Origin of the sequence: Nostoc sp. (assembly GCF_036917675.1) — a bacterium.
Lineage (GTDB): Bacteria > Cyanobacteriota > Cyanobacteriia > Cyanobacteriales > Nostocaceae > Nostoc.
The window spans coordinates 99,397-119,852 of sequence record NZ_JBALCT010000053.1 but is presented as its reverse complement, the minus strand read 5'-3'; the positions used below and the strand labels follow the sequence as shown (position 1 = coordinate 119,852).

Genomic DNA, 20,456 nt, shown 5'->3' with positions numbered 1-20,456 from the left:
ATAATTTAAATCAGTATTACTTGTAAATATTGCCCTATTTTTGGGAACGCTAGATACTGAAGTCTCAAGAATTAAGCCGTATGGTCAGCATTCCCGGATATCAGGTTAGCAAAGAACTATACAACGGTTCGAGAACCTTAGTTTATGGCGCTAATCGAGAAACTGACCAGAAATCTGTGGTGATTAAGCTGATGAAAACTGCTTATCCCAGCTTCAGTGAATTGGTACAGTTTCGCAACCAGTTCACCATCGCCAAAAATCTGAATCTACCTGGAATCATCCAAACCTACAGCTTGGAACCCTATCAGAATGGCTATGCGTTAGTGATGGAAGACTTTGGGGGAATTTCCTTGAAGGAATGGGGAATAGGGAGTGGGCAATGGGGAGTGGGGGAAAACGTAGAATCTCTGATGGAGTTTTTACGAATTGCGATCGCTCTGTGCAATACATTAGATATTCTAATTCGTAATCGGATCATTCACAAAGATATTAAACCTGCCAATATTTTAATTCATCCAGAAACTAAAGAAGTTAAGTTAATTGACTTTAGTATTGCATCTCTGCTACCACGAGAAACTCAAATCTTGATGAGTCCTAATGTGCTAGAAGGGACACTCGGCTATTTGTCTCCAGAGCAAACTGGACGGATGAATCGGGGGATTGATTACCGGACTGATTTTTATTCTTTGGGTGTAACTTTTTACGAATTACTAACAGGGCAATTACCATTTAAATCGCACGATCCAATGGAATTGGTACATTGTCATATTGCCAAACTTCCGCCTTTAGTAGATGAGATTAATCGCCAAATTCCGCCTGTACTCTCATCTATTATTAGCAAATTGATGGCGAAAAATGCCGAAGACCGCTATCAGAGTGCATTCGGGCTAAAATATGATTTAGAAATTTGTTTAGACCAACTCAAGGAAACAGGGAAAATTGAGAGTTTCCCAATTGCTCAACGGGATGTGTGCGATCGCTTTATTATCCCAGAAAAACTCTATGGTCGTGAGTATGAAATCGAAACTCTGCTAAAAGCCTTTGACCGCGTTATCAACAATCAGACAGAACTCATGCTGGTAGCTGGTTTTTCTGGTATTGGTAAAACTGCTTTGGTTAACGAGGTTCATAAACCCATTGCTCGGCAGAGAGGCTACTTCATCAAAGGCAAATTTGACCAATTTAATCGGAATATTCCCTTCTCTGCTTTTGTGCAGGCATTTCGAGACTTAATGGGGCAATTGCTGAGTGAAAGTGATGCCCAATTGTCAACTTGGAAAAATAAAATTTTACAAGTGCTGGGTGAGCAGGGGCAAGTCATTCTTGAGGTAATTCCCGAACTAGAACAAATTATTGGTCAACAACCACCTGCAACGGAACTTTTACCCAGTGCAGCCCAGAATCGCTTCAATTTACTCTTCCAAAAGTTCATTCAGGTATTCACCACAAAAGAACATCCATTAGTAATTTTCCTCGATGATTTGCAGTGGGCTGATTCAGCGTCACTCAAATTGATGCAGTTGTTGATGAGCGAATCAGCAAGTGGATGTTTACTTTTAATTGGGGCTTATCGAGACAATGAAGTATCTACAGCGCATCCGTTGATGTTGACTTTAGCCGATATTCGCAAAGCCAATGCCACGATTCACACTATTACTTTAGCTCCGTTAAGTCAAGCCAGTTTAAATCAATTGGTGGTTGATACCTTGAGTTGTTCAGATAAAATTGCCCAACCTCTAACACAACTCGTCTATCAAAAAACCCAGGGAAATCCGTTTTTTGCAACGCAATTTCTTAAAGCATTGTATGAAGATAGACTGATTAGTTTTAATTTTGATCAAGGGTACTGGCAATGTGGTATTGCTGCGGTGAAGGCACTCGCCCTCACGGATGATGTCGTAAAGTTCGTAGCGCTACAATTGCAGAAGTTGCCAGCAGCAACGCAAAATATGTTGAAATTAGCCGCCTGCATTGGCAACCAGTTTGATTTGCTAACCTTAGCAATCGTCTCTGAACAATGTGAAACCGAAACGGCAGCATCTTTATGGAAAGCTTTACAAGAAGGGTTAGTTTTACCTACTAGTGAAGTTTATAAATTCTTTCAAGATAGTGGGCATAATTCTAACTCAAACCCCTTAAATTCCAATTTCCAAATCCCAATCTACAAATTTTTACACGATCGTGTCCAGCAAGCTGCCTATTCGCTGATTCCAGATGAAGAGAAACAATTTACCCATCTGAAAATTGGTCAATTACTCTTACAAAATACCTCTGAGTCTCAGAAAGAGGAGCGACTTTTTGAGATTGTCAGTCAGTTAAATTGTGGAATAACACTAATTACCCAGCCGACTGAACGTCAACAATTAGCTCAGTTAAATCTGAATGCTGGTCGAAAAGCGAAAGAAGCTACCGCTTATGGTGCAGCAATTCATTACCTCAATTATGGAATGCAGCTGTTGACGATTAATAGTTGGGAAATCGCCTACGAACTGACTCTAAATTTATACGAAGAAGCCGCCGAAGCTGCCTTTCTCAACAATGAATTTGAGCAGATGGAATCTCTGATCCAGGTTGTCATCCAAGAAACAACCACCATACTGGATAGAGTGAAAGTTTATGAAGTTCAACTTCAAGCTTATCAGTTGCGGGATCAATCATTAGAAGCGATCGTAACTGGGCGTGAACTTCTCGAGCAACTTGGGGTAACATTACCTAAATCAGTAACACCTTCAGACATTCAGCAATATGTATTAAACACGCTCTCTACATTGGCCGGTAGAAGTATTGAGGGCTTAATTGATTTGCCATTGATGGATGATCCCAAAGCTTTAGTTGCTTTGCGGATTATGGCTAGTATCGCTCCCGCCATCCACCAGAATTGCTCGTATCTGTTTCCAATTTTGGCCTGCGAAGAAGTGAATTTATCTCTTAAATACGGCAATGCACCACTTTCTGCACCAGGGTATGCAGATTTTGGAATTGTACTTAATGCTTGCAACCAACTGGAGTCAGGCTACGAATTTGGTAAGCTAGCTTTAATGCTTGTAGATAGATTTCAAGCAAAATCTGTTCAAAGCATGACTATATTTAAGGTAGCTGCATTAAATCAATATAATAAACAACATGTTCGCACCTCAATAAGTTTATTACAGGAATCTCATACTATTGGATTAGAGACAGGCGATTTTTTTCATGTGCTTACATCCATGATTTTCAAGTTCTTCTATGTCTATTTAAGTGGCAAAGAAGTTTTAGAAATCCTGCTAGCAGATATTAAAGCCTACAAGTTGCATTTTGCCAAAAACCAGCGCTTATTAAATTGGTCTAATATAGTCTGTCAAAGCATTAAAAATCTAACCGAATATAGCAATAATCCAGAGTTACTTATTGGTGAATATTGTCAAGAAGAACAACTTTTATCTGCGCTCCTCAAAGAAGACGAATTAACACCCCATATATTTTTTTTAAATAAGTTAACACTCAGTTATCTGTTTGAGAATTTTCCGGCGGCAGTTGAGAATGCAAATCAGGGAGATCAATACCTCAACGGTGTCCCAGGAATGCTATCTGTGCCAGTCTTCTACTACTACGATTCTTTGTCCCGGCTTGCTATCTATCTAACGGCTGAACCGTCTCAACAGGAGCAATTACTCTTAAAGGTTAGCGAAAACCAGGAAAAATTACAGTTTCGAGCCAAATTTGCACCGATGAATTTCCAGCACAAATTTGATTTGGTGGAAGCAGAACGCCATCGGGTTTTGGGCGAAAAGATGGCAGCAATGGAACTGTACGATCGCGCCATTTCTCTGGCTAAAGAAAACGAATATATCCAAGAAGAAGCCTTGAGCAATGAACTCGCGGCCAAGTTCTACCTTGACTGGGGCAAAGAAAAAATCGCTCAAATTTATATGCAAGAAGCTTATTATTGCTATGCCCGTTGGGGCGCTAAAGCCAAAACCGAGGACTTAGAAAAACGTTATCCTCAACTTCTGGCTCCCATCTTACAAGGGCAACTTAATCACTTTCAACTGAGTTCAACTGTCGATACATTATCATTCCCATATCAAACCATCCACAGAAACCTTTCTAGCAGCAGTATTTATCAAGCCCTCGATTTTGCCACCATCTTTAAAGCTTCACAAGTTCTCTCCAGTGAAATTCAACTAGAGCAATTAATCACTGTTCTTTTGCAAGTGGTGATGGAAAATGCTGGGGCACAAAAAGCTGCCCTGCTTATACTCCAACAGGGCAACTTAGTGGTTGAGGCTGTAGCCAGCATCAATGAAGGAGTCACTCTGGTATCTGTACCATTGTCAACCAGCGAATGCATTCCGATTACACTGGTAAACTCTGTCAAACGCAGCTTAAAAACTGTTGTGTTAGATGATGCCACAGCACAAACTGATTTTATCGCCGACTCATATTTCATGCAGCAAAAACCTAAGAGTGTGTTGTGTATGCCGATATTAAATCAGGGTAAAATCATCGGGCTGCTATATCTAGAAAATCCGTTCACAATTGGTGCATTTACTCGCGATCACATTGAAGTTATCCAACTGCTATGCACCCAAGCTGCCATCTCTCTAGAAAATGCCCGTCTTTATCAAGAATCTCAAAATTATGGACAAGAGTTAGAGCGATCGCTGCAAGAACTTGAGCAAGCCCAACTACAAATGGTGCAAAATGAAAAAATGGCAACCTTGGGCAATTTAGTTGCAGGGGTGGCACATGAAATTAATAATCCTCTTGGATTTCTTGAAGGCAGTCTCAACAATGCCCAAGAGTATACTCAAGACTTACTCGCGCATATCCAATCCTACCAACAACATTATCCCACTCCTGCGATCGCAGTCATTGAGCATAGCGAAGAAATTGACCTAAAATTCTTGTCTGAGGACTTACCAAAGCTCGTAAGCTCAATGAAGGTAGCTTCCGAACGGATTAGAGACATTAGTACCAGTCTCCGCACCTTTTCCAGAGCCGATACAACCGAAAAAGTTGCTTGTAACCTCCATGAAGGAATTGAGAGTACGCTGTTGATTTTGAAGTATCGCCTGAAAGCTGACGAAAAACGTCCAGCGATTAAAGTCATCACCGAATATGGAAAATTACCGCCTGTCAAGTGCTTTTTAGGACAGTTAAATCAAGTATTTATGAACATCCTCGCTAATGCAATTGATATCTTAGATACATCTATTCAGGGGCGTTCTTTTGCCCAAGTGAAAGCCGAGCATCAGCAAATACTGATTCACACCGAAGTATCCAGTGACCAACACACGGTAACAATTTGCATTAGAGATAACGGTCAGGGGATGCCAGAGGAGATTAGAACGCGGATCTTTAACCACCTGTTTACAACTAAAGAGGTGGGGAAAGGAACGGGATTAGGATTAGCGATCGCTCGTCAAATTGTCGAGGAAACCCACAATGGGCGGTTGAGTTGCAATTCTGTGCTGGGCGAAGGAACAGAATTTGTCATTGAGATTCCAGTATCTTAATGGCTACTACTCTGATTTCAAGAAGTAGATAAGTAAGTGGGTCAAATTAAATATAATACCTCACCCTGCCTCCGGCTTCCCTCTCCTTAATAAGGAGAGGGATTGAGGGTGAGGTTTGATCTTATATTTAATTACGCTTACCTACTTACCTGTGCTGTACGTTCGCTTATTTTGAGATGGCAAGAGGAATTAAATCCCTTCTTGAGACAGGAGTAGAACGATTTTCCTCTCAATGCCTAACGCTTCCAATTTCTCGGTAGTGTGGAGAACAGCAACAACACAATTCTACAAAATCTGTATAACTTGATTCTAAATTAGGTATCGTTCAGAGTTAAGATAACAAAATTATCTGAAATTGTGGTTAAAGCTACAAAAATTGTTAAAACAACTAACTAATACCGTGTTTCCAGGCTCGGTCTTCCGACTAGACAGTGGTTTAACGTTTATTCATCAAGAAATTCCCACTACTCCTGTAGTTGTGGCGGATGTTTGGGTGCGTGCTGGAGCAAGCCTAGAGCCAGAACCCTGGTTCGGCATGGCGCACTTTTTAGAACACATGATTTTTAAAGGTACAGCGACGCTACCCCCTGGAATGTTCGATTATAAAGTTGAAAACCGTGGGGGCGTAAGTAATGCGGCGACAAGCTATGATTATGCTCATTATTCACTCACCACAGCTGCCCCTTATTTAAAAGATACTCTGCCCTACTTGGGAGAACTACTGCTGAATGCGGCAATTCCAGAAGATGAATTTAGCCGCGAACGGGACGTGGTGCTAGAGGAAATTCGCTCTTGTAATGACGATTCCGACTGGATAGGATTCCAAGCTCTGATTCAAAGCATCTATCAACATCATCCTTACGGACGTTCGGTGCTGGGTACTGAGCAAGAACTTATGCAGCAGTCACCAGAAGCAATGCGCTGTTTTCACCGCACTCACTATCAACCGGAAAACATGACGGTGGTAATTGCCGGGGGTATAGCCCAGCAACCAGCTTGGGAAATGGTAAATCATTCATTTGCTGATTTTGCCGAACGCTCGAATTGTCCGCAGTTTGAGAAAGTAGCAAAGCCAGTGATAACAGGTATTCAGCGTGAAGAACTGTGTTTACCACGCATTGAGCAAGCGCGATTGTTGATGGCGTGGCTGGTACCCGGAGTAGAAGAAATCCGCACTGGTTATGGTTTAGATTTGTTGTCGGTGTTATTGGCAGAAGGGCGGACTTCGCGTTTAGTGCGCGATTTGCGAGAAGATTTGCAATTGGTACAGGGAATTTGCAGTAGTTTTTCTCTACAACGGGAATCAAGTTTATTTACAATTACTGCCTGGTTGGAACCAGAAAATCTGGAGGAAGTTGAGTCCTTAATTTGCGCTCATTTGGATGATTTGCAGAGTAGAGGAATTAGTGAACAGGAACTTGCTCGCGGACGCAGGTTGCTATGTAATGAGTATGCGTTTTCTACCGAAACGCCAAATCAGCTAACAGGGCTTTATGGATATTACAATACGATCGCCAAAGCGGAATTAGCTGTGACATATCCCCAACAGATTCAGTCTTTTGATGCCCAAGAACTGCAAAAATTAGCTAAACAGTATCTCTCGCCGCAAAATTATGCGGTTACTGTACTTAAACCGTGTTAGTCATTGGGCATTGGGCATTGGGCATGGGGCATTGGGCATTAGTTTTTGATAAAGGACAAAGGACAAATTATAAATGACAACCTTGCTGCAAAAATCACCTATCCATCGCACCGTATTGAAAAATGGCATTGTCGGGCTAGTGGCAGAAAACCCTGCTGCTGACATTATTGCGGTCCGAATCTTTGTGCGTGCGGGTAGTTGTCACGAAAACCGGGAGCAAGCAGGGTTAGCACATTTGCTATCAGCAGTGATGACAAAAGGATGCGATGGTCTTTCTAGTTTGGAAATTGCCGAAATTGTCGAGTCTGTAGGAGCGAGTTTGAGTGCAGATGCCAGTACTGATTATTTTTTGCTATCTTTCAAAACGGTAACATCAGATTTTGCGGAAATTTTAACATTGGCGGGGCGGATTTTGCGATCGCCTACTTTTCCCGAAACTCAAGTGGAACTAGAACGGCGTTTAGCACTCCAAGATATTCGTTCCCAAAAAGAGCAACCCTTCAATGTCGCCTTTGAACAAATGCGACAGGTAATGTACCAAAATCATCCATACTCTATGTCAGTACTGGGAGATGAAACCACCATGAGCCGCTTAACCCGTGCTGATTTAGTGGAGTATCACCAGACTTATTTTCGTCCAGATAATGTAGTAATTAGTATTGCTGGTAGAGTCACACCCGCAGATGCAATAGCATTAGTGGAAGAAGTTTTTGCTGATTGGCAAGCGCCAGCCCAAGCACTGCCAATACTAAATTTACCTGAAATTAGGGTGGAACCGCAGGTGAGGGTGAAGCCAGTACAGACACAACAATCAATCGTGATGCTTGGTTATTTGGGAACATCGGTGAGTTCTGTTGACTACGCCCCACTGAAGTTGCTGTGTACCTACTTGGGAAATGGGCTTTCTAGTCGCTTGTTTGTCGAATTGCGGGAAAAACGAGGTTTAGCTTACGAAGTATCCGCCTTTTACTCCACAAGGCTATTTCCAGCGTCATTTGTGGTTTACATGGGTACAGCACCGGAGAACACCAGCATCGCCCTAGAAGGACTGCGGACAGAAGTAGATTTATTATCTACTGCTGAAATATCTGAAAGCGCACTCCAAGCTGCTAAAAATAAGATATTGGGGCAGTATGCCTTGGGTAAACAAACGAATGGGCAAATTGCTCAAATATACGGCTGGTATGAAATTTTGGGCTTAGGAATTGATTTTGACACAAAGTTTCAAGAATTGATTGCGGCTGTGAGTGCCAAGGATGCGATCGCTTCAGCCTGTAAGTATTTAAAATCACCTTACTTGTCTTTAGTTGGTCAAGAAGAAGCAATTAATCGAGCGATGTCTACGACGGGCTGCGCCTACGCATAGACTTGCTTTAATTCTCCCTTTTTTGAGAAGCGTTAGGGAGCAAGCGTATTGGATTATGTGCCGCAGCTATGCCCGCACTTCGACCCTTCTCTACGAGACGCTCTTACGCTTCCCCGTAGGGGTACGACGTAGGCTCAGGGCAGGCAAGCTCAGTGACCGTCGGAGACATCCGTAAATGCAGCTGTTTTTTAGACCAAGCGGCTGTACCATTAGCATGAGAATAATTTGGGAGTAAATTCCATGCAAGGCAGCCTGAGAGCAAGTATTTTGAGTTACTTAAAATTACTAGATCCAACTGTAAATCGCTGTAAGATGGAAAAACGGCAAAAAGGTTGGTGGACAAAACGCTCTAAATCTTTATCAGCTATTGAAATACTCTTGTTCTCCACTACACCTCTCTTGATTGCCTCAACGGCTGTAGTATCAATAGCTGCACCACAAAAAATTGCCCAAGCAAATCCTGGAGATAACATCAACCGCCCTACCCTGAAAGTTGGTAGTCAAGGCGAACGCGTGTCTGAACTTCAAGGAGCTTTAAAACTTTTGGGTTATTACTCTGGTGCCGTAGATGGTGTATATAGTGAGAAGACGGCCAGTGCTGTTTCCCGCTTTAAACAAGCAGCTGGCTTAAACCCAGATGGCATTGTTGATGCCAGCACTTGGCAACGACTTTTCCCTAATCAACCGGTAGCAGCATCAACCGTTCCTTCATCCCAGCCAAGATTTAACTCAACCACGAATTTTCCTGTTCCAACCCAGGCTAGCAACCTCACCAACGTTGCAAATCCCAACTCCAACCCTCCAAAAAAAGCAGCAACACAAGTTGCGACTAGCCCCAAACCAAAACCTACTATACCAAAAAAAGCAGTAACACAAGTTGCGACTAGCCCCAAACCAAAACCTACTCCAAAAAAAGCTGTTGCGACCAACCCTGAGCCAAAACCTGCTACACCAAAAAAAGGTACAACTTCCAGGACACAGAAAACACCGAATCGTACTACATCAACTACTCGAGCTCAGTCAAACACAACTACTAAGCGAACCCCTGGTATTCAATACACCTCAGAAGGATTGCCAATTTTGCGTTTAGGGTTGAGTGGTTCTGAAGTTGTTAAGTTGCAACAACAACTGAAAAAGCTTGGTTTCTTGAAAGGCGATGCCGATGGGGATTTTGGCGTAACAACCGAGGAAGCTGTGAAAGCTGCACAAAAGCGGTATGGTTTAGAAGCTGACGGTGTAGTTGGTGGCTCTACTTGGGAGGTTCTTTTGCGGCGTTAGCCTTATCGAAACAGAATCTGACAATTCAGGTCATGTGGAAAAGCTCGCGTTAAACCTAACCCCTTCCCGACGGGGGAAGGGGGAAAATTCAAAAACCTAGCTTGATGAGGCTTTCCTCGTTCCCATGCTCTGCACATTGGTGACAACTTAAGACATAAAAAATTTTGTCAATTCGTAATTATCCTTGAACAGTAGTGGAAAATAAGGTATTAAATTCACTTCCATACTGACTTTTCAGCACAAAAACATCATGATGGGTTTAAAGGCTAGCGATCGCCGAGCTAAAAATTATGTTTTTTACCCAGATTTGGGCAATATTTTAAGTATGATTGCTTATTGATAAATGAACCGTAACTTTAAGTTGTTACGAATATGCTCTGCATAAGAACGAGAGAACAATAGGAATCTGACTTCTGAATTCTTCTTCAAGTTCAGTTTCAGTCGCATTGTTACAAAATTTGTGAATGCCTGCAAATATTAGGAGAGCAGAGGGAATCATTACAGTGTGAGCCAGAGTTGAGAAATCAGCAGTCAGCATCTTCTCACTCCTTCTCAATCACGCCTTAATTAAAAAACGATGAAAATTTCGGAATTACTAATTGATTCGATACTTTCCTGTACAACGATGCCCTGCACCAACGAACTGACACGACTTAAAGCAGTATATCAGTTTCAGAGTTTGGATATCGCACCCGATCAGGCATTGGATGACTTGACAGCACTAGCGGCTGATCTGTGTCAAACTTCAATGGCCTTGGTGAGTTTTATCGGAGTTGATCGCCTGTGGGTTAAGTCTAAGGTCGGAATCACGTTAACAGAAATTCGACGAGATATCGCGTTTTGTAACCACACCATTCGCCAGTCAGATGTCTTTGTGATTCCAGATACCCTGGCTGATCCCGACTTTGCCACCCATTCCCTCGTCATAAATGCTCCCAATATCCGGTTTTATGCCGGAGTCCCACTGGTAACGGCTGGCGGTTGCGTCCTGGGTACACTCTGCGTCATGGACTCCGAACTGCGTCACCTGAACCAGAAACAACGAAAAGGATTGCAGACACTCAGCCAGCAAGCAATGGCGCAGTTTGAGCTAAAGCGCAACACCACGAAGCTGCGTCAAATAATCCCGGAAATCAAACAACTAAAACAGCAATTGATGACTCAGGAATTGCTTGGTCAACAAGATTCAATTTTGTTTAATCTGGCAACTCAAATCCGTAATTCTCTGGATCTGGACACGATTTTACAAACGGCGGTGAATGAGATTCATACTCTGTTGCAAGTTGATCGCTGTGACTTTGTATGGTGTCTGCCCAACAAAGATCAATTCAACTTTATGGTGACTCACGAAGCTATTAACCCAGAGATTTGCATGGCGCTGGGAGAACTTTCCCTTGGGCCAGGCTCCATTCTGGCAAAAACCATCTTAAATCTAGATATGCTAAGGATTGAAGATATTTCTGCTACCTCAGAGGCACTCACCCCGGAGGATCACTCCCTGCTGCGCCAACTGGGAGTAAGCTCGTTGCTGTTGCTGCCACTCAGAACCCATTCTGGTCAATTGGGTGCTATTATTTGCCATCACTGTCGCGGTTCTCGCCAATGGACTGATAGCGAAGTCCGGTTACTCAAAGCTGTCACCGATCAAGTGGCGATCGCCCTTGATCAGGCAGAACTGCTTGCCCAAACTCAAGCAACCGCCTTTGCTGCCCAAACTCAGGCAAGCTATCTGGGGAACGCACTGAGCCAGTTGCAGCAAACCCAAATGCAACTGGTGCAGCAAGAGAAGATGTCGAGCCTGGGGGAATTGGTTGCCGGAGTTGCCCACGAAATCAATAACCCGGTGAACTTTATTAACGGCAATATTGCTTATGCAACCGATTATGTCCAGGATTTGCTGGAATTATTGGATCTTTATCAGGCAACCTGTCCAAATGCGACTGCTGCTATTGAAGAAAAGATGGAGGCGATGGACTTTGATTTCCTAAGACAAGACCTGCCCAATCTATTATCGTCGATGCGAATGGGTGCAGAACGAATTCGGCAAATTGTCTTGTCTCTGCGGAATTTCTCGCGCCTGGATGAAGCTGAGATGAAACCTGTGGATATCCATGAAGGGATTGACAACACTTTGTTGATTTTGAAAAGTCGCTTGAAATTCACCAGTGCCAAGTTTGAGATACAAGTGATTAAAGCATACGAAAATTTACCGCCTGTTGATTGTTATGCGGGGCAATTGAATCAAGTATTCATGAATCTTTTGGGTAACGCGATCGATGCTTTAGATGAAACCCCTAATCCCATCATTACCATTGAAACAGAACTCATTAGTAGACAAAAATCGGATAGTTCTCATCTATCCCAACTCTCCTACGCGGATAGTGTAGTGATTCGAATTCGAGATAATGGTTCTGGGATGACAGAAACAACCCAGAAAAAACTGTTCAATCCATTTTTCACCACCAAACCAATTGGTAAGGGAACCGGATTGGGACTGTCCATCAGCTATCAAATTGTGGTTGAAAAACATGGTGGCATTTTAAAATGCTCATCAGAACTGGAGAAAGGTAGCGAGTTCTGGATTCAAATTCCGGTTCAGCTTCTGCTTAAAAGTACTTGAAGTGTGTATAAAATTATCAAAATATTGATTGTTCAAGTTTTGCTTTAGGAATGCTAGAGTAAATGACCAACGATGATTGATTCATCGAGTGTAAAGTATGTCAAATGGTACGACAAGCTTACCGATTGTTCTCGCGCTTGATGATAGCCCTGTGATTCATCAAATGATTAAACGAGCCTTAGAACCGGGTTATCAAGTGATGACAGCCGCTAACGCGGTTGATGCCCTGTCAATCATTTATCATCAACGGATTTCAGTCTTACTGTTGGATGTACAGATGCCGGATGTAAATGGGTTGGAGTTTTGCCGCACAGTGCGAAGCCTACCCCAGTTTCAGCATTTGCCCGTGATTATGGTGACTTCTCAAGATTCCCCCTTCGACCGAGTGAAGGGGCATCTGGCGGGTGCAACAGAATATCTGATCAAACCTTTTGATGCTGAACAATTGCGAGAAGCTGTAGGAAAATTTATTGGCACCTGATCTGGTTTTTTGTATGAATGAGAAAAAAATCTTGCGGGGGGACAAAAAGGGCTAGTACGGCAAGGCGGAAGTCAACGCCTCGACTTTGCTCGGCGTTGATCCTGAGCGAAGTCGTTGGCGCAGCCTCTCAAAAGTTGGGTCAAATAGGTATACAGCGTAAGCGTTTCGTTGATTTGAAATGGGTTGTTTATTTCCCTTGCCACCAAATGAGCTTCTGCTTCTCGGTCTAGCCGTCGCAACTTTAATGAATGTCGCTGACGGGGTACAAGGGCATCGTCTAAACTTTCTTCCACAAACCGTTGCCGGACACGCTCAATGGTTCTGGTGCTAATCTTGAAAGCATCGCTGATAGCTTGATCTTTCCATCCCCCATCTGGATGATTCACATCTGCTTTCACCAGGATATGAGCGTGATTGATTTTGGCGGCGGCGGCAATACCTGTTTTGGTTAATTTTTCTAAACTTTGGCGTTCTTCAGAAGTCAGAGAGACAATGTATCGTTTTGCGGGCATAGCTTATATATTGCCGGAAATATATCTCCCAGTATCTGTCAAAATGTATTTGACAGAGTACTAGTTTTGACATCAGAGGAGAGATAAAGACTAGCTGCACCAGAACGGACTAAATTAATATCTGGGTTGGGATACAAAGAAGCAAGCATCTGGGCGCATTTGCATTCTTGGTGACTTTATAGAGAATAATCAAAAATAAAGCAGCTTTGGCCTCTTCGTGCGAGATAATAAATATAAAATATGGCGATCGCAATCGATTTTGGTACTAGCAACACAGTCATTGCTCGTTGGAACCCCGTTACCCAGCAGCCTGAAACCCTGACTCTACCAGGTTTATCAATTAAACAAAGTCTCAATCCGCCACTGATTCCCAGCTTGGTTTATGTTGAAGACGCAGCCCAAAATAAAGTTTTAGTCGGGCAACAAGTACGCGATCGCGGTCTTGACCTCAAAGGCGAAACGCGATTTTTCCGCAGCTTCAAGCGGGGCATCGGTGCAGATATCCAAGGTTTCTTACCCGAACTAGATGGGCAAATTGTCACATTTGAACAAGTAGGGCAATGGTTTCTGACTCAGGTGATTGAACAACTAGCACCTCTGCAAGGTGGGTTAGATTCTCTAGTATTAACCGTACCCGTAGACAGTTTTGAAGCTTATCGTCACTGGTTGGGGAAAGTTTGTCAAGCCCTTCCCGTCGAACAGGTGCGGATGCTGGATGAACCCACAGCCGCCGCCTTGGGTTATGGCTTGGCAGATCAAGAAATTCTCTTGGTGATTGACTTTGGTGGCGGTACTTTGGATTTGTCTCTTGTCCGATTGGATCAAGGTGTGCAAGCAAGCACAAAGCCTCTGGGATTTATCCTCAAGTGGGGTAACAAGTCTTTGGCTGAAGATTCAAAACAAAAAGTCAAAACAGCCCGTGTCCTGGCGAAAGCTGGGCAAAACTTGGGCGGTACTGATATTGATAATTGGTTAGTAGATTACTTTGCTAGAACTCAAGAATTGGCGGTAAGTCCCTTGACAACAAGATTGGCAGAACGGGTGAAAATTCAGTTATCAACCCAAAACCAAGCTAGTGAAGTTTATTTTGACGATGAGACATTTGAAAGTTATGAACTGGAACTAAACCGCGACACTTTTGAAAATATCCTCAAAGAACACGCATTTTTTGAGTTATTGGATGAGTCGATGACGACACTATTGCAGCAAGCAAAACGCCAAGGGATAGAACTTCCAGACATTAATGCAGTTTTGTTAGTTGGTGGGACAGTGCAATTACCAGCAGTGCAGACATGGATCAAACAGTATTTTGAGCCAGAAAAAATCCGTTGCGAACGTCCTTTTGAAGCGATCGCTCAAGGTGCATTACAGTTAGCTCAAGGGATACAAATCAAAGACTTTCTGTATCATAGTTATGGTATCCGCTACTGGGATCGCCGCAATCAGCGCCACAAATGGCATTCTTTGATTAAAGCTGGACAGGCATATCCAATGAGTCAGCCAGTGGAATTAGTCTTAGGCGCTTCTGTGGAAAATCAACCCAGCATTGAATTAATTATGGGAGAGTTGGGAGCAGATACAGGCAATACTGAAGTTTATTTTGATGGCGATCGCTTAATTACTCGCCGTGTGGACAGTAGTGAAACCAGCGTCAAACCCCTCAACGATCAAGAAGGTGCCAGGACAATTGCCCAACTGACACCAGCCGGATATCCTGGAAGCGATCGGATCAAAATTCTTTTTCAAGTTGATGAGCAACGCTTTTTGCGAATCACCGTTGAAGATTTGTTAACAAATAATACACTTTTGGAAAATCAACTCGTAGCACAATTGAGTTAATTAACTAAAAGGATTTAAAAGTGGGATACCGCAACCGTCGAAATCCCGGATGTTGCGCGTTACTAAGGTCAATTGATGAATTTGAGCAGTAGCAGCAATCATCATATCTGCTTGAGTGTGTGTTTTCCCACTTAATCTTAGTTGACCTCGCAATTCACCAGAGCGCTTCGCAATTTCAATGGTGATGGGCAATACTTCACAGTTATTTTCCAAAAAGCTCTCGAACCATATTTGAATTCTAGAATTGGGCTTAAATGTCAGTCCGTAAAATATTTCTTCAACGGTGATTGCACTCAGAACTATTGAGGGAGCTAATGCTGCCCATTTTAGTACACCAGAGTTAGGTTGGAGTCTTACTAATTCGCTGATAATGTTAGTGTCACAGAGAAAAGTCATCAATGGCATCAGCGAAAGAATTAGGACGGTCTTGGCGGGATGGTACTTCGAGGATATAATCTTCTTCAGCAGCTATCTGACGTAGTTCTTTGAAGGCATCAGCTAAAGAAATCTTTTCGCGCTGCTTGCGCCACGTCAAGAATTCTTCAAACATCTCAGCTTCAACAACAACAGCTACCAGTTGATTTCGGTTGTAGATGAGTTGCGGTTCTTTCGTTACAGCATGAATTAGTTCGGAGAACCTCTGTTTCGCTTCTGCAATTCTCCAATTCATTCTCCTACCTCTTTTATTCATAATCATGCCTATTATAGACACGATTTATGTCTATAATTTGGTTTTCGCCAGAGAGTGATGTCTACGACGGGCGTAGCTACGGCACCTTCTCATTCCAGCCGAGTTATTTCTAGCCGCCCATCTTTAACCATCGAAAAACTTGATTGACGGTTAGTACAAGTTCAATTTCTGGTAATACAGGCAAAAAATCTTCTCCCTAGAGTAGCACTGGCTGTTGCTCTGGTAGAAATACCAAAATACTGAAGTCATCAGGATCAAGAAACCATCCCAGGCGGCTGCCATACTTTAGACAGTGAAGAATGTTCCCAATTACTTTGTTGGGTTTTTGTTCTGGCGAAAGAATCTCAATCGTCCAGTCTGGTGGAAGTTCAAAATTATCAGGTAGTTCATTATCAACGGTGAACGGTATGCGTTTCCACTGAAATACAGCTACATCGGGTACAATTGAGCGCTCCCCAAAAGTACACCGTAATTCGGGAAATGCATAGGCAATCTTCTGATTTTCCGTGACTTGATTAACTACAGCACCGAGTTTACCTTGCAAGCGGCTGTGTCTCCCTTTCGGCATTGGCTTTTGAATAATCTCACCGTTAATATATTCGCTTGCAGGCTTTGTTTCTGGGAGCTTCAGAAATTCCTTCAGGGTAAGTCGTTGAGTAGTTGTGGCGCTCATGGCTCCTGAATCCCTCGAAGATATGTTTTTAGTCTAACAGTATATATGAACAGGTGCGTTAGACTCGGTAAACGCACCTGTCCACACATCAAGGTAAGAATTCCAGCAATGATTAATTCATGATCACGATAATTCGTAATTGAAACTCTTAATTACGAATTATTTCCGCACGACTACTAAAGTTCCCATTGAAGCCCATCTGTAAAGATTGCGAGCTTGTGTAACAGGTAAATTTACGCAACCGTGGCTGACTGGAGTTCCAAAACGGTGATGCCAGTAAGCACCGTGGATGGCATAGCCTCTGTAGAAATACATTGTGTAAGGAACGTCAGGAATGTTGTAGTCACTGCCTCGCATTCGGTGAGTGCGATACTTAGAATTAATCCGAAATCTACCTATGGGTGTGGGAGTCGAGCGCTTACCTGTGGAAATGCGGTATGAATGAATAACTTTATTACCTTCCCATGCACGTAAGCGTTGCTCTGACAGGTCAATTTCAATCCAGCGAGATTGGGATCTTTGCCTGATATTATTAAATGCAGTGATGTTATTTTCATCAACTGACGTGGCTGTTGCTGTAGTCGAGTTGGGTGTACCAGTTAACGGTGATGACCAAGAGAATAAAGTCACCACCATCAGCGCCACGCTTGTACAAAAAGTTCCAGAGGAACGAATTCCACCATTGCGAATCCAGGTTTGCATTGTGCCTCATCTTATAAACTACGCAAAAATCATGAAGTGAAGTAATTTTCTGGAAAACTACAAATTTCCAGAGTGACTACTAGCTTCCTGTCGAGGATTTACGCAATTCATCCGCTAATGCTTCTCAAGACAAGTCCTAAGCTAATCTGCGTCCCATTTGCACATTTGTCATTTGTTATTGACTAAGGAACACAGATTTATTCGTAGGGTGTGTTACGGCTTCTGTAACGCACCAAAAATATTGTGATGGTGCGTTATGCCCTTGATTAACGCACCCTACGAAACAGAAGTTTTGCATTTTGTTTAATCCACATTCCTAATGACTAATTACAAAGGACAGCCTTTACAAAAAATCTGTCATTTAAATGCCTAAATGCAAATTTTCCCCGAATTCATATTTGCATTTGTAATTTCACACAGGAATTGTCAGGATTTACGCTTATTTTTTTGGGACAATTGTTGAATGCCCTCTTTTATATTTTATTTCAAGTTCAGTAATTCCGACTCCGAAGATTCCCAGCATAAAATCTTGCTGGGAATCACTTAATTGTCTTGATTTATTGTTATTTATGATTTTACCTAAATTGCTTTTTGGCTGCTTCACCTACTATTTCTGGATGACTACTGGTGTCCCTACTGATGCCCACTCAAATAGCCATTTAGCATGTTTAGGTGAGATATTCACACAGCCGTGGCTCACTGGAGTGCCAAATTTCTTATGCCAGTAAGCTCCGTGAATAGCGTAATTACCTTGGTAAAACATCGCATAAGGAACGTTGGGAACATTGTAGTTTTCTCCCTGCATCTGTGTAGTTTTGAACTTAGATTGAATCTTAAAAGTACCAACAAGAGTAGGAGTAGCTTTTTTACCAGAGGAAATAGCACTTCCATAAACCACTCTGTCACCTTGCCAAGCTATTAACCGTTGCTTTGAAAGATTAATTTGAATCCAGCGTTGATCCGATTGTTGTAATGTCTGGATTGTTTGTGCAATCACTTGATCTTTGGAATTCGCCCAAACTTCACTGGTTCCAGTAGTAGTAAAAACACTTAAGGACAGTGCTGTACCAGTAAGGAGTATTTGTAAGCGACGCACCCAGTCAGGAGAAATTAGTCTTTTCATTTTAGATACACTCACACTCAAATCATCGGGTTTTGAGAAACTTATCAGTTTTCACCTTTATTTCCATATCTATTACTTTAATAGACGTGAATTTTTGATGATTTGATTCTAAGTTAAGCTAACTGTCGCATCAGCTTTCTTGCTCCAGATGCGATCGCTGACCAATTTCCCTCTGTGACAAGCTTTTTGGGAAATAATTCACCGCTCAAACCGACTGCGATCGCTCCGGCTTGCAAAAATTCTTTAGCATTTTCCACAGTGACACCGCCCGTAGGAATTAAGGGAATCTGACCTAGTGGCCCTTGCAAACTTTTGATATAGTCAGCCCCTCCCACTGCTTGCACGGGAAACACTTTTACACAACTAGCGCCCTGACTCCAGGCGGTAACAATTTCTGTAGGAGTCAGCGCTCCTGGTATAATAGGCACATTTTTTTCTTGTGCTGCTTGAATCATTGCAGGGTCAACGTGAGGTGTGAAGAGGAATTGCGCCCCAGATGCGATCGCTTCTTGTAACTGCTGCACATTGAATAGCGTACCAGTGCCAATGATACAGGCTGGTAATTCTGAGCGTAGTTGACTGATTAATTCCCCGGCGCTAGCGCTATTCCAGGTAATCTCTATTAACTGCATTCCCCCAGATGCTACAGCCATTGCCATTTGCTGTCCTACTTCGATTTTAGGGGCGCGGATGACTGCGATCGCTTTATGTTTTTGCAACTGTGATAACCAAATTTGATTAGGCATTTTGACTGGGAATTAGGGATTGGGGACTAGGGATTCCTAATACCTAATTTTCAATACTAATGCCCAATACCTCATCCCCAATGCTCTTAAAACTTGCTTCTTGCATCAAGCTATGAGATATTACATATAAACATCATAAAGCCTATCAATTTACCGTATTTTCAGATTAAATACCTCAGTGTTTAGGTCTAAAGGAGTAATTAAAATGACAATTGCGCGACAAAACACAGCAGCATCCTTAGCAATTAGCATTCAAGATTCCGAAAGCGTCGATATAGGTAGCTTGTGGAAGCTTGTGCGACTAAGTGCAAGATTTTGGTGGCACACTAAGGCATATGGAACGATTTTGGGCGTTATGCTGCTCACCTTGGTAAGCTTGATTTTCTTAAATATGCATTGGTCTTACCGCAGACTGTTGCCATTTCTCAGTCATCGAGTCATTGAGAGTAATTGGGATAAGCAATTAAAAATTAAAAGTTAGAAATATTCGCGTAGCGTCTCGTAGAGAATAAATAGGATGCCCAAGTGGAGAATGCTGCTAAAAAAGTTGCTACAACAACGCCCGCCGTAGATATCGCCTGATTTTGCTTCCTTTACATTACCTTAGAGGCAGTCTTTGAAAACTCAGCTTAATTCTTCTAGTAGAGGAGAGAACTAATTAAAAGGCATATACTGCAATTACCAAGCAATAGTTTGTTTGATAAGCCCCTAGTTAAAGACCTACTAGGAGCTTTTTTTTAATTGATTATCTACTTCAAGTGGGTTATATTTTAAAAAAATTAGTATCGATTAAACTATTCCTTATGGATATAATTAATTAATTCTGATGATAGATGGAATCAAAAGATTAAGATTGCTAATATAAATTCATTGAAGTAAAAAACGTTTACCGAATTAAGAACAATGAATATTCTTGCTTGGATTGTTTTAGGTCTAATTGCTGGTGCGATCGCAAAAGCTATCTACCCTGGTCATCAAGGTGGCGGAATTCTGGGAACAATCGTGCTAGGAATCATCGGTGCTTTTGTTGGCGGTAGTTTAGGTGTATTCTTTAGTACGGGTACTTTAGCTCTGGCATCTCCTACTTTCAGCATTCCAGGAATTGGGGTAGCAGTTCTCGGTGCAATTGTCGCAGTCTTCCTGTGGAATCTATTAACCAACCGCAGTGCTGTATAGAAATAAGATTGCGGTGAATCTAACGAGAAAGATTTAGCAAATTTATCTAACTATTTTTAACTGTGAATTAAATCAAAAAAATAGTGCGAACCTGTAATTAGGTTGGCGC

At 42.4% G+C, this 20,456-nt stretch carries 15 protein-coding genes and 1 pseudogene; 9 read left to right on the top strand and 7 right to left on the bottom strand.

What is annotated here, in order from left to right; translation table 11 throughout:
* Positions 1-80 precede the first annotated feature (80 nt).
* The 6 genes from V7K31_RS20260 (at position 81) to V7K31_RS20235 (ending at position 12,885) form a co-directional block, all read left to right on the top strand.
* Positions 81-5,498, top strand: a complete 5,418-nt coding sequence (locus V7K31_RS20260) for a trifunctional serine/threonine-protein kinase/ATP-binding protein/sensor histidine kinase (RefSeq protein WP_335096432.1) — start codon at positions 81-83, stop codon at positions 5,496-5,498.
* Between the two features lie 400 nt (positions 5,499-5,898).
* Complete coding sequence (locus V7K31_RS20255) at positions 5,899-7,140, top strand: M16 family metallopeptidase (RefSeq protein ID WP_335096431.1); 1,242 nt, start codon at positions 5,899-5,901, stop codon at positions 7,138-7,140.
* Positions 7,141-7,213: 73 nt separating this feature from the next.
* Positions 7,214-8,506, top strand: a complete 1,293-nt coding sequence (locus V7K31_RS20250) for a M16 family metallopeptidase (RefSeq protein ID WP_335096430.1) — start codon at positions 7,214-7,216, stop codon at positions 8,504-8,506.
* A gap of 240 nt (positions 8,507-8,746) precedes the next feature.
* Positions 8,747-9,784 (top strand): peptidoglycan-binding domain-containing protein, encoded by a 1,038-nt coding sequence (locus V7K31_RS20245; protein WP_335096428.1) that lies wholly within the window; start codon positions 8,747-8,749, stop codon positions 9,782-9,784.
* A gap of 577 nt (positions 9,785-10,361) precedes the next feature.
* Entirely contained in the window at positions 10,362-12,404 is a 2,043-nt protein-coding gene (locus V7K31_RS20240; RefSeq protein WP_335096426.1) for a GAF domain-containing protein, read from the top strand.
* A 97-nt stretch (positions 12,405-12,501) separates the two neighbouring features.
* Positions 12,502-12,885 (top strand): response regulator, encoded by a 384-nt coding sequence (locus V7K31_RS20235; protein WP_335096424.1) that lies wholly within the window; start codon positions 12,502-12,504, stop codon positions 12,883-12,885.
* 71 nt (positions 12,886-12,956) lie between these two features.
* Here the strand turns inward: V7K31_RS20235 and V7K31_RS20230 are convergent, their stop codons facing one another.
* Entirely contained in the window at positions 12,957-13,397 is a 441-nt protein-coding gene (locus V7K31_RS20230; protein ID WP_335096423.1) for a helix-turn-helix domain-containing protein, read from the bottom strand.
* Positions 13,398-13,637: 240 nt separating this feature from the next.
* On the opposite strand from V7K31_RS20230, the gene V7K31_RS20225 reads away from it, so the two are divergent.
* Positions 13,638-15,236: an Hsp70 family protein gene (locus V7K31_RS20225; protein WP_335096421.1), complete on the top strand. Its 1,599-nt coding sequence runs from the start codon at positions 13,638-13,640 to the stop codon at positions 15,234-15,236.
* Here the strand turns inward: V7K31_RS20225 and V7K31_RS20220 are convergent, their stop codons facing one another.
* From V7K31_RS20220 to V7K31_RS20195, 6 genes and pseudogenes are all read right to left on the bottom strand, one after another.
* Positions 15,237-15,632, bottom strand: a complete 396-nt coding sequence (locus tag V7K31_RS20220; RefSeq protein ID WP_335096419.1) for a type II toxin-antitoxin system VapC family toxin — start codon at positions 15,630-15,632, stop codon at positions 15,237-15,239. It lies immediately after the preceding gene.
* A complete protein-coding gene (locus V7K31_RS20215; protein WP_334866328.1) occupies positions 15,616-15,906 on the bottom strand; it encodes a type II toxin-antitoxin system prevent-host-death family antitoxin in 291 nt (96 codons plus the stop codon). The genes V7K31_RS20220 and V7K31_RS20215 overlap by 17 nt, the downstream gene beginning before the upstream one ends.
* 130 nt (positions 15,907-16,036) lie before the next feature.
* Positions 16,037-16,600 (bottom strand): annotated as a pseudogene (locus V7K31_RS20210) (Uma2 family endonuclease).
* 159 nt (positions 16,601-16,759) lie between these two features.
* Positions 16,760-17,302 carry a L,D-transpeptidase gene (locus V7K31_RS20205; RefSeq protein ID WP_335096417.1) on the bottom strand — a complete coding sequence of 181 codons (543 nt, stop codon included), beginning with the start codon at positions 17,300-17,302 and terminating at the stop codon, positions 16,760-16,762.
* Between the two features lie 607 nt (positions 17,303-17,909).
* A complete protein-coding gene (locus tag V7K31_RS20200; RefSeq protein WP_335096416.1) occupies positions 17,910-18,425 on the bottom strand; it encodes a L,D-transpeptidase in 516 nt (171 codons plus the stop codon).
* Positions 18,426-18,538: 113 nt separating this feature from the next.
* The gene (locus V7K31_RS20195) at positions 18,539-19,171 is read right to left on the bottom strand and encodes a bifunctional 4-hydroxy-2-oxoglutarate aldolase/2-dehydro-3-deoxy-phosphogluconate aldolase (RefSeq protein WP_335096415.1); all 633 of its coding nucleotides are present in this window, start codon (positions 19,169-19,171) and stop codon (positions 18,539-18,541) included.
* Positions 19,172-19,376: 205 nt separating this feature from the next.
* Between V7K31_RS20195 and V7K31_RS20190 the strand changes: the two genes are divergently transcribed.
* Together V7K31_RS20190 and V7K31_RS20185 are read left to right on the top strand one after the other, a co-directional pair.
* Positions 19,377-19,652, top strand: coding sequence for a hypothetical protein (locus V7K31_RS20190; protein ID WP_335096414.1), 276 nt, complete (start codon positions 19,377-19,379; stop codon positions 19,650-19,652).
* A gap of 422 nt (positions 19,653-20,074) precedes the next feature.
* Complete coding sequence (locus tag V7K31_RS20185; RefSeq protein ID WP_334829023.1) at positions 20,075-20,347, top strand: GlsB/YeaQ/YmgE family stress response membrane protein; 273 nt, start codon at positions 20,075-20,077, stop codon at positions 20,345-20,347.
* The last annotated feature ends 109 nt before the right edge of the window (positions 20,348-20,456 follow it).

Bases quoted from the DNA above. Each gene is read 5' to 3' on its own strand.
- V7K31_RS20260 (WP_335096432.1), top strand. From the start codon at position 81: ATGGTCAGCATTCCCGGATATCAGGTTAGCAAAGAACTATACAACGGT.
- V7K31_RS20250 (WP_335096430.1), top strand. From the start codon at position 7,214: ATGACAACCTTGCTGCAAAAATCACCTATCCATCGCACCGTATTGAAA.
- V7K31_RS20245 (WP_335096428.1), top strand. From the start codon at position 8,747: ATGCAAGGCAGCCTGAGAGCAAGTATTTTGAGTTACTTAAAATTACTA.
- V7K31_RS20240 (WP_335096426.1), top strand. From the start codon at position 10,362: ATGAAAATTTCGGAATTACTAATTGATTCGATACTTTCCTGTACAACG.
- V7K31_RS20235 (WP_335096424.1), top strand. From the start codon at position 12,502: ATGTCAAATGGTACGACAAGCTTACCGATTGTTCTCGCGCTTGATGAT.
- V7K31_RS20230 (WP_335096423.1), bottom strand. From the start codon at position 13,397: ATGCCCGCAAAACGATACATTGTCTCTCTGACTTCTGAAGAACGCCAA.
- V7K31_RS20225 (WP_335096421.1), top strand. From the start codon at position 13,638: ATGGCGATCGCAATCGATTTTGGTACTAGCAACACAGTCATTGCTCGT.
- V7K31_RS20220 (WP_335096419.1), bottom strand. From the start codon at position 15,632: ATGACTTTTCTCTGTGACACTAACATTATCAGCGAATTAGTAAGACTC.
- V7K31_RS20215 (WP_334866328.1), bottom strand. From the start codon at position 15,906: ATGAATTGGAGAATTGCAGAAGCGAAACAGAGGTTCTCCGAACTAATT.
- V7K31_RS20205 (WP_335096417.1), bottom strand. From the start codon at position 17,302: ATGCAAACCTGGATTCGCAATGGTGGAATTCGTTCCTCTGGAACTTTT.
- V7K31_RS20200 (WP_335096416.1), bottom strand. From the start codon at position 18,425: ATGAAAAGACTAATTTCTCCTGACTGGGTGCGTCGCTTACAAATACTC.
- V7K31_RS20195 (WP_335096415.1), bottom strand. From the start codon at position 19,171: ATGCCTAATCAAATTTGGTTATCACAGTTGCAAAAACATAAAGCGATC.
- V7K31_RS20190 (WP_335096414.1), top strand. From the start codon at position 19,377: ATGACAATTGCGCGACAAAACACAGCAGCATCCTTAGCAATTAGCATT.
- V7K31_RS20185 (WP_334829023.1), top strand. From the start codon at position 20,075: ATGAATATTCTTGCTTGGATTGTTTTAGGTCTAATTGCTGGTGCGATC.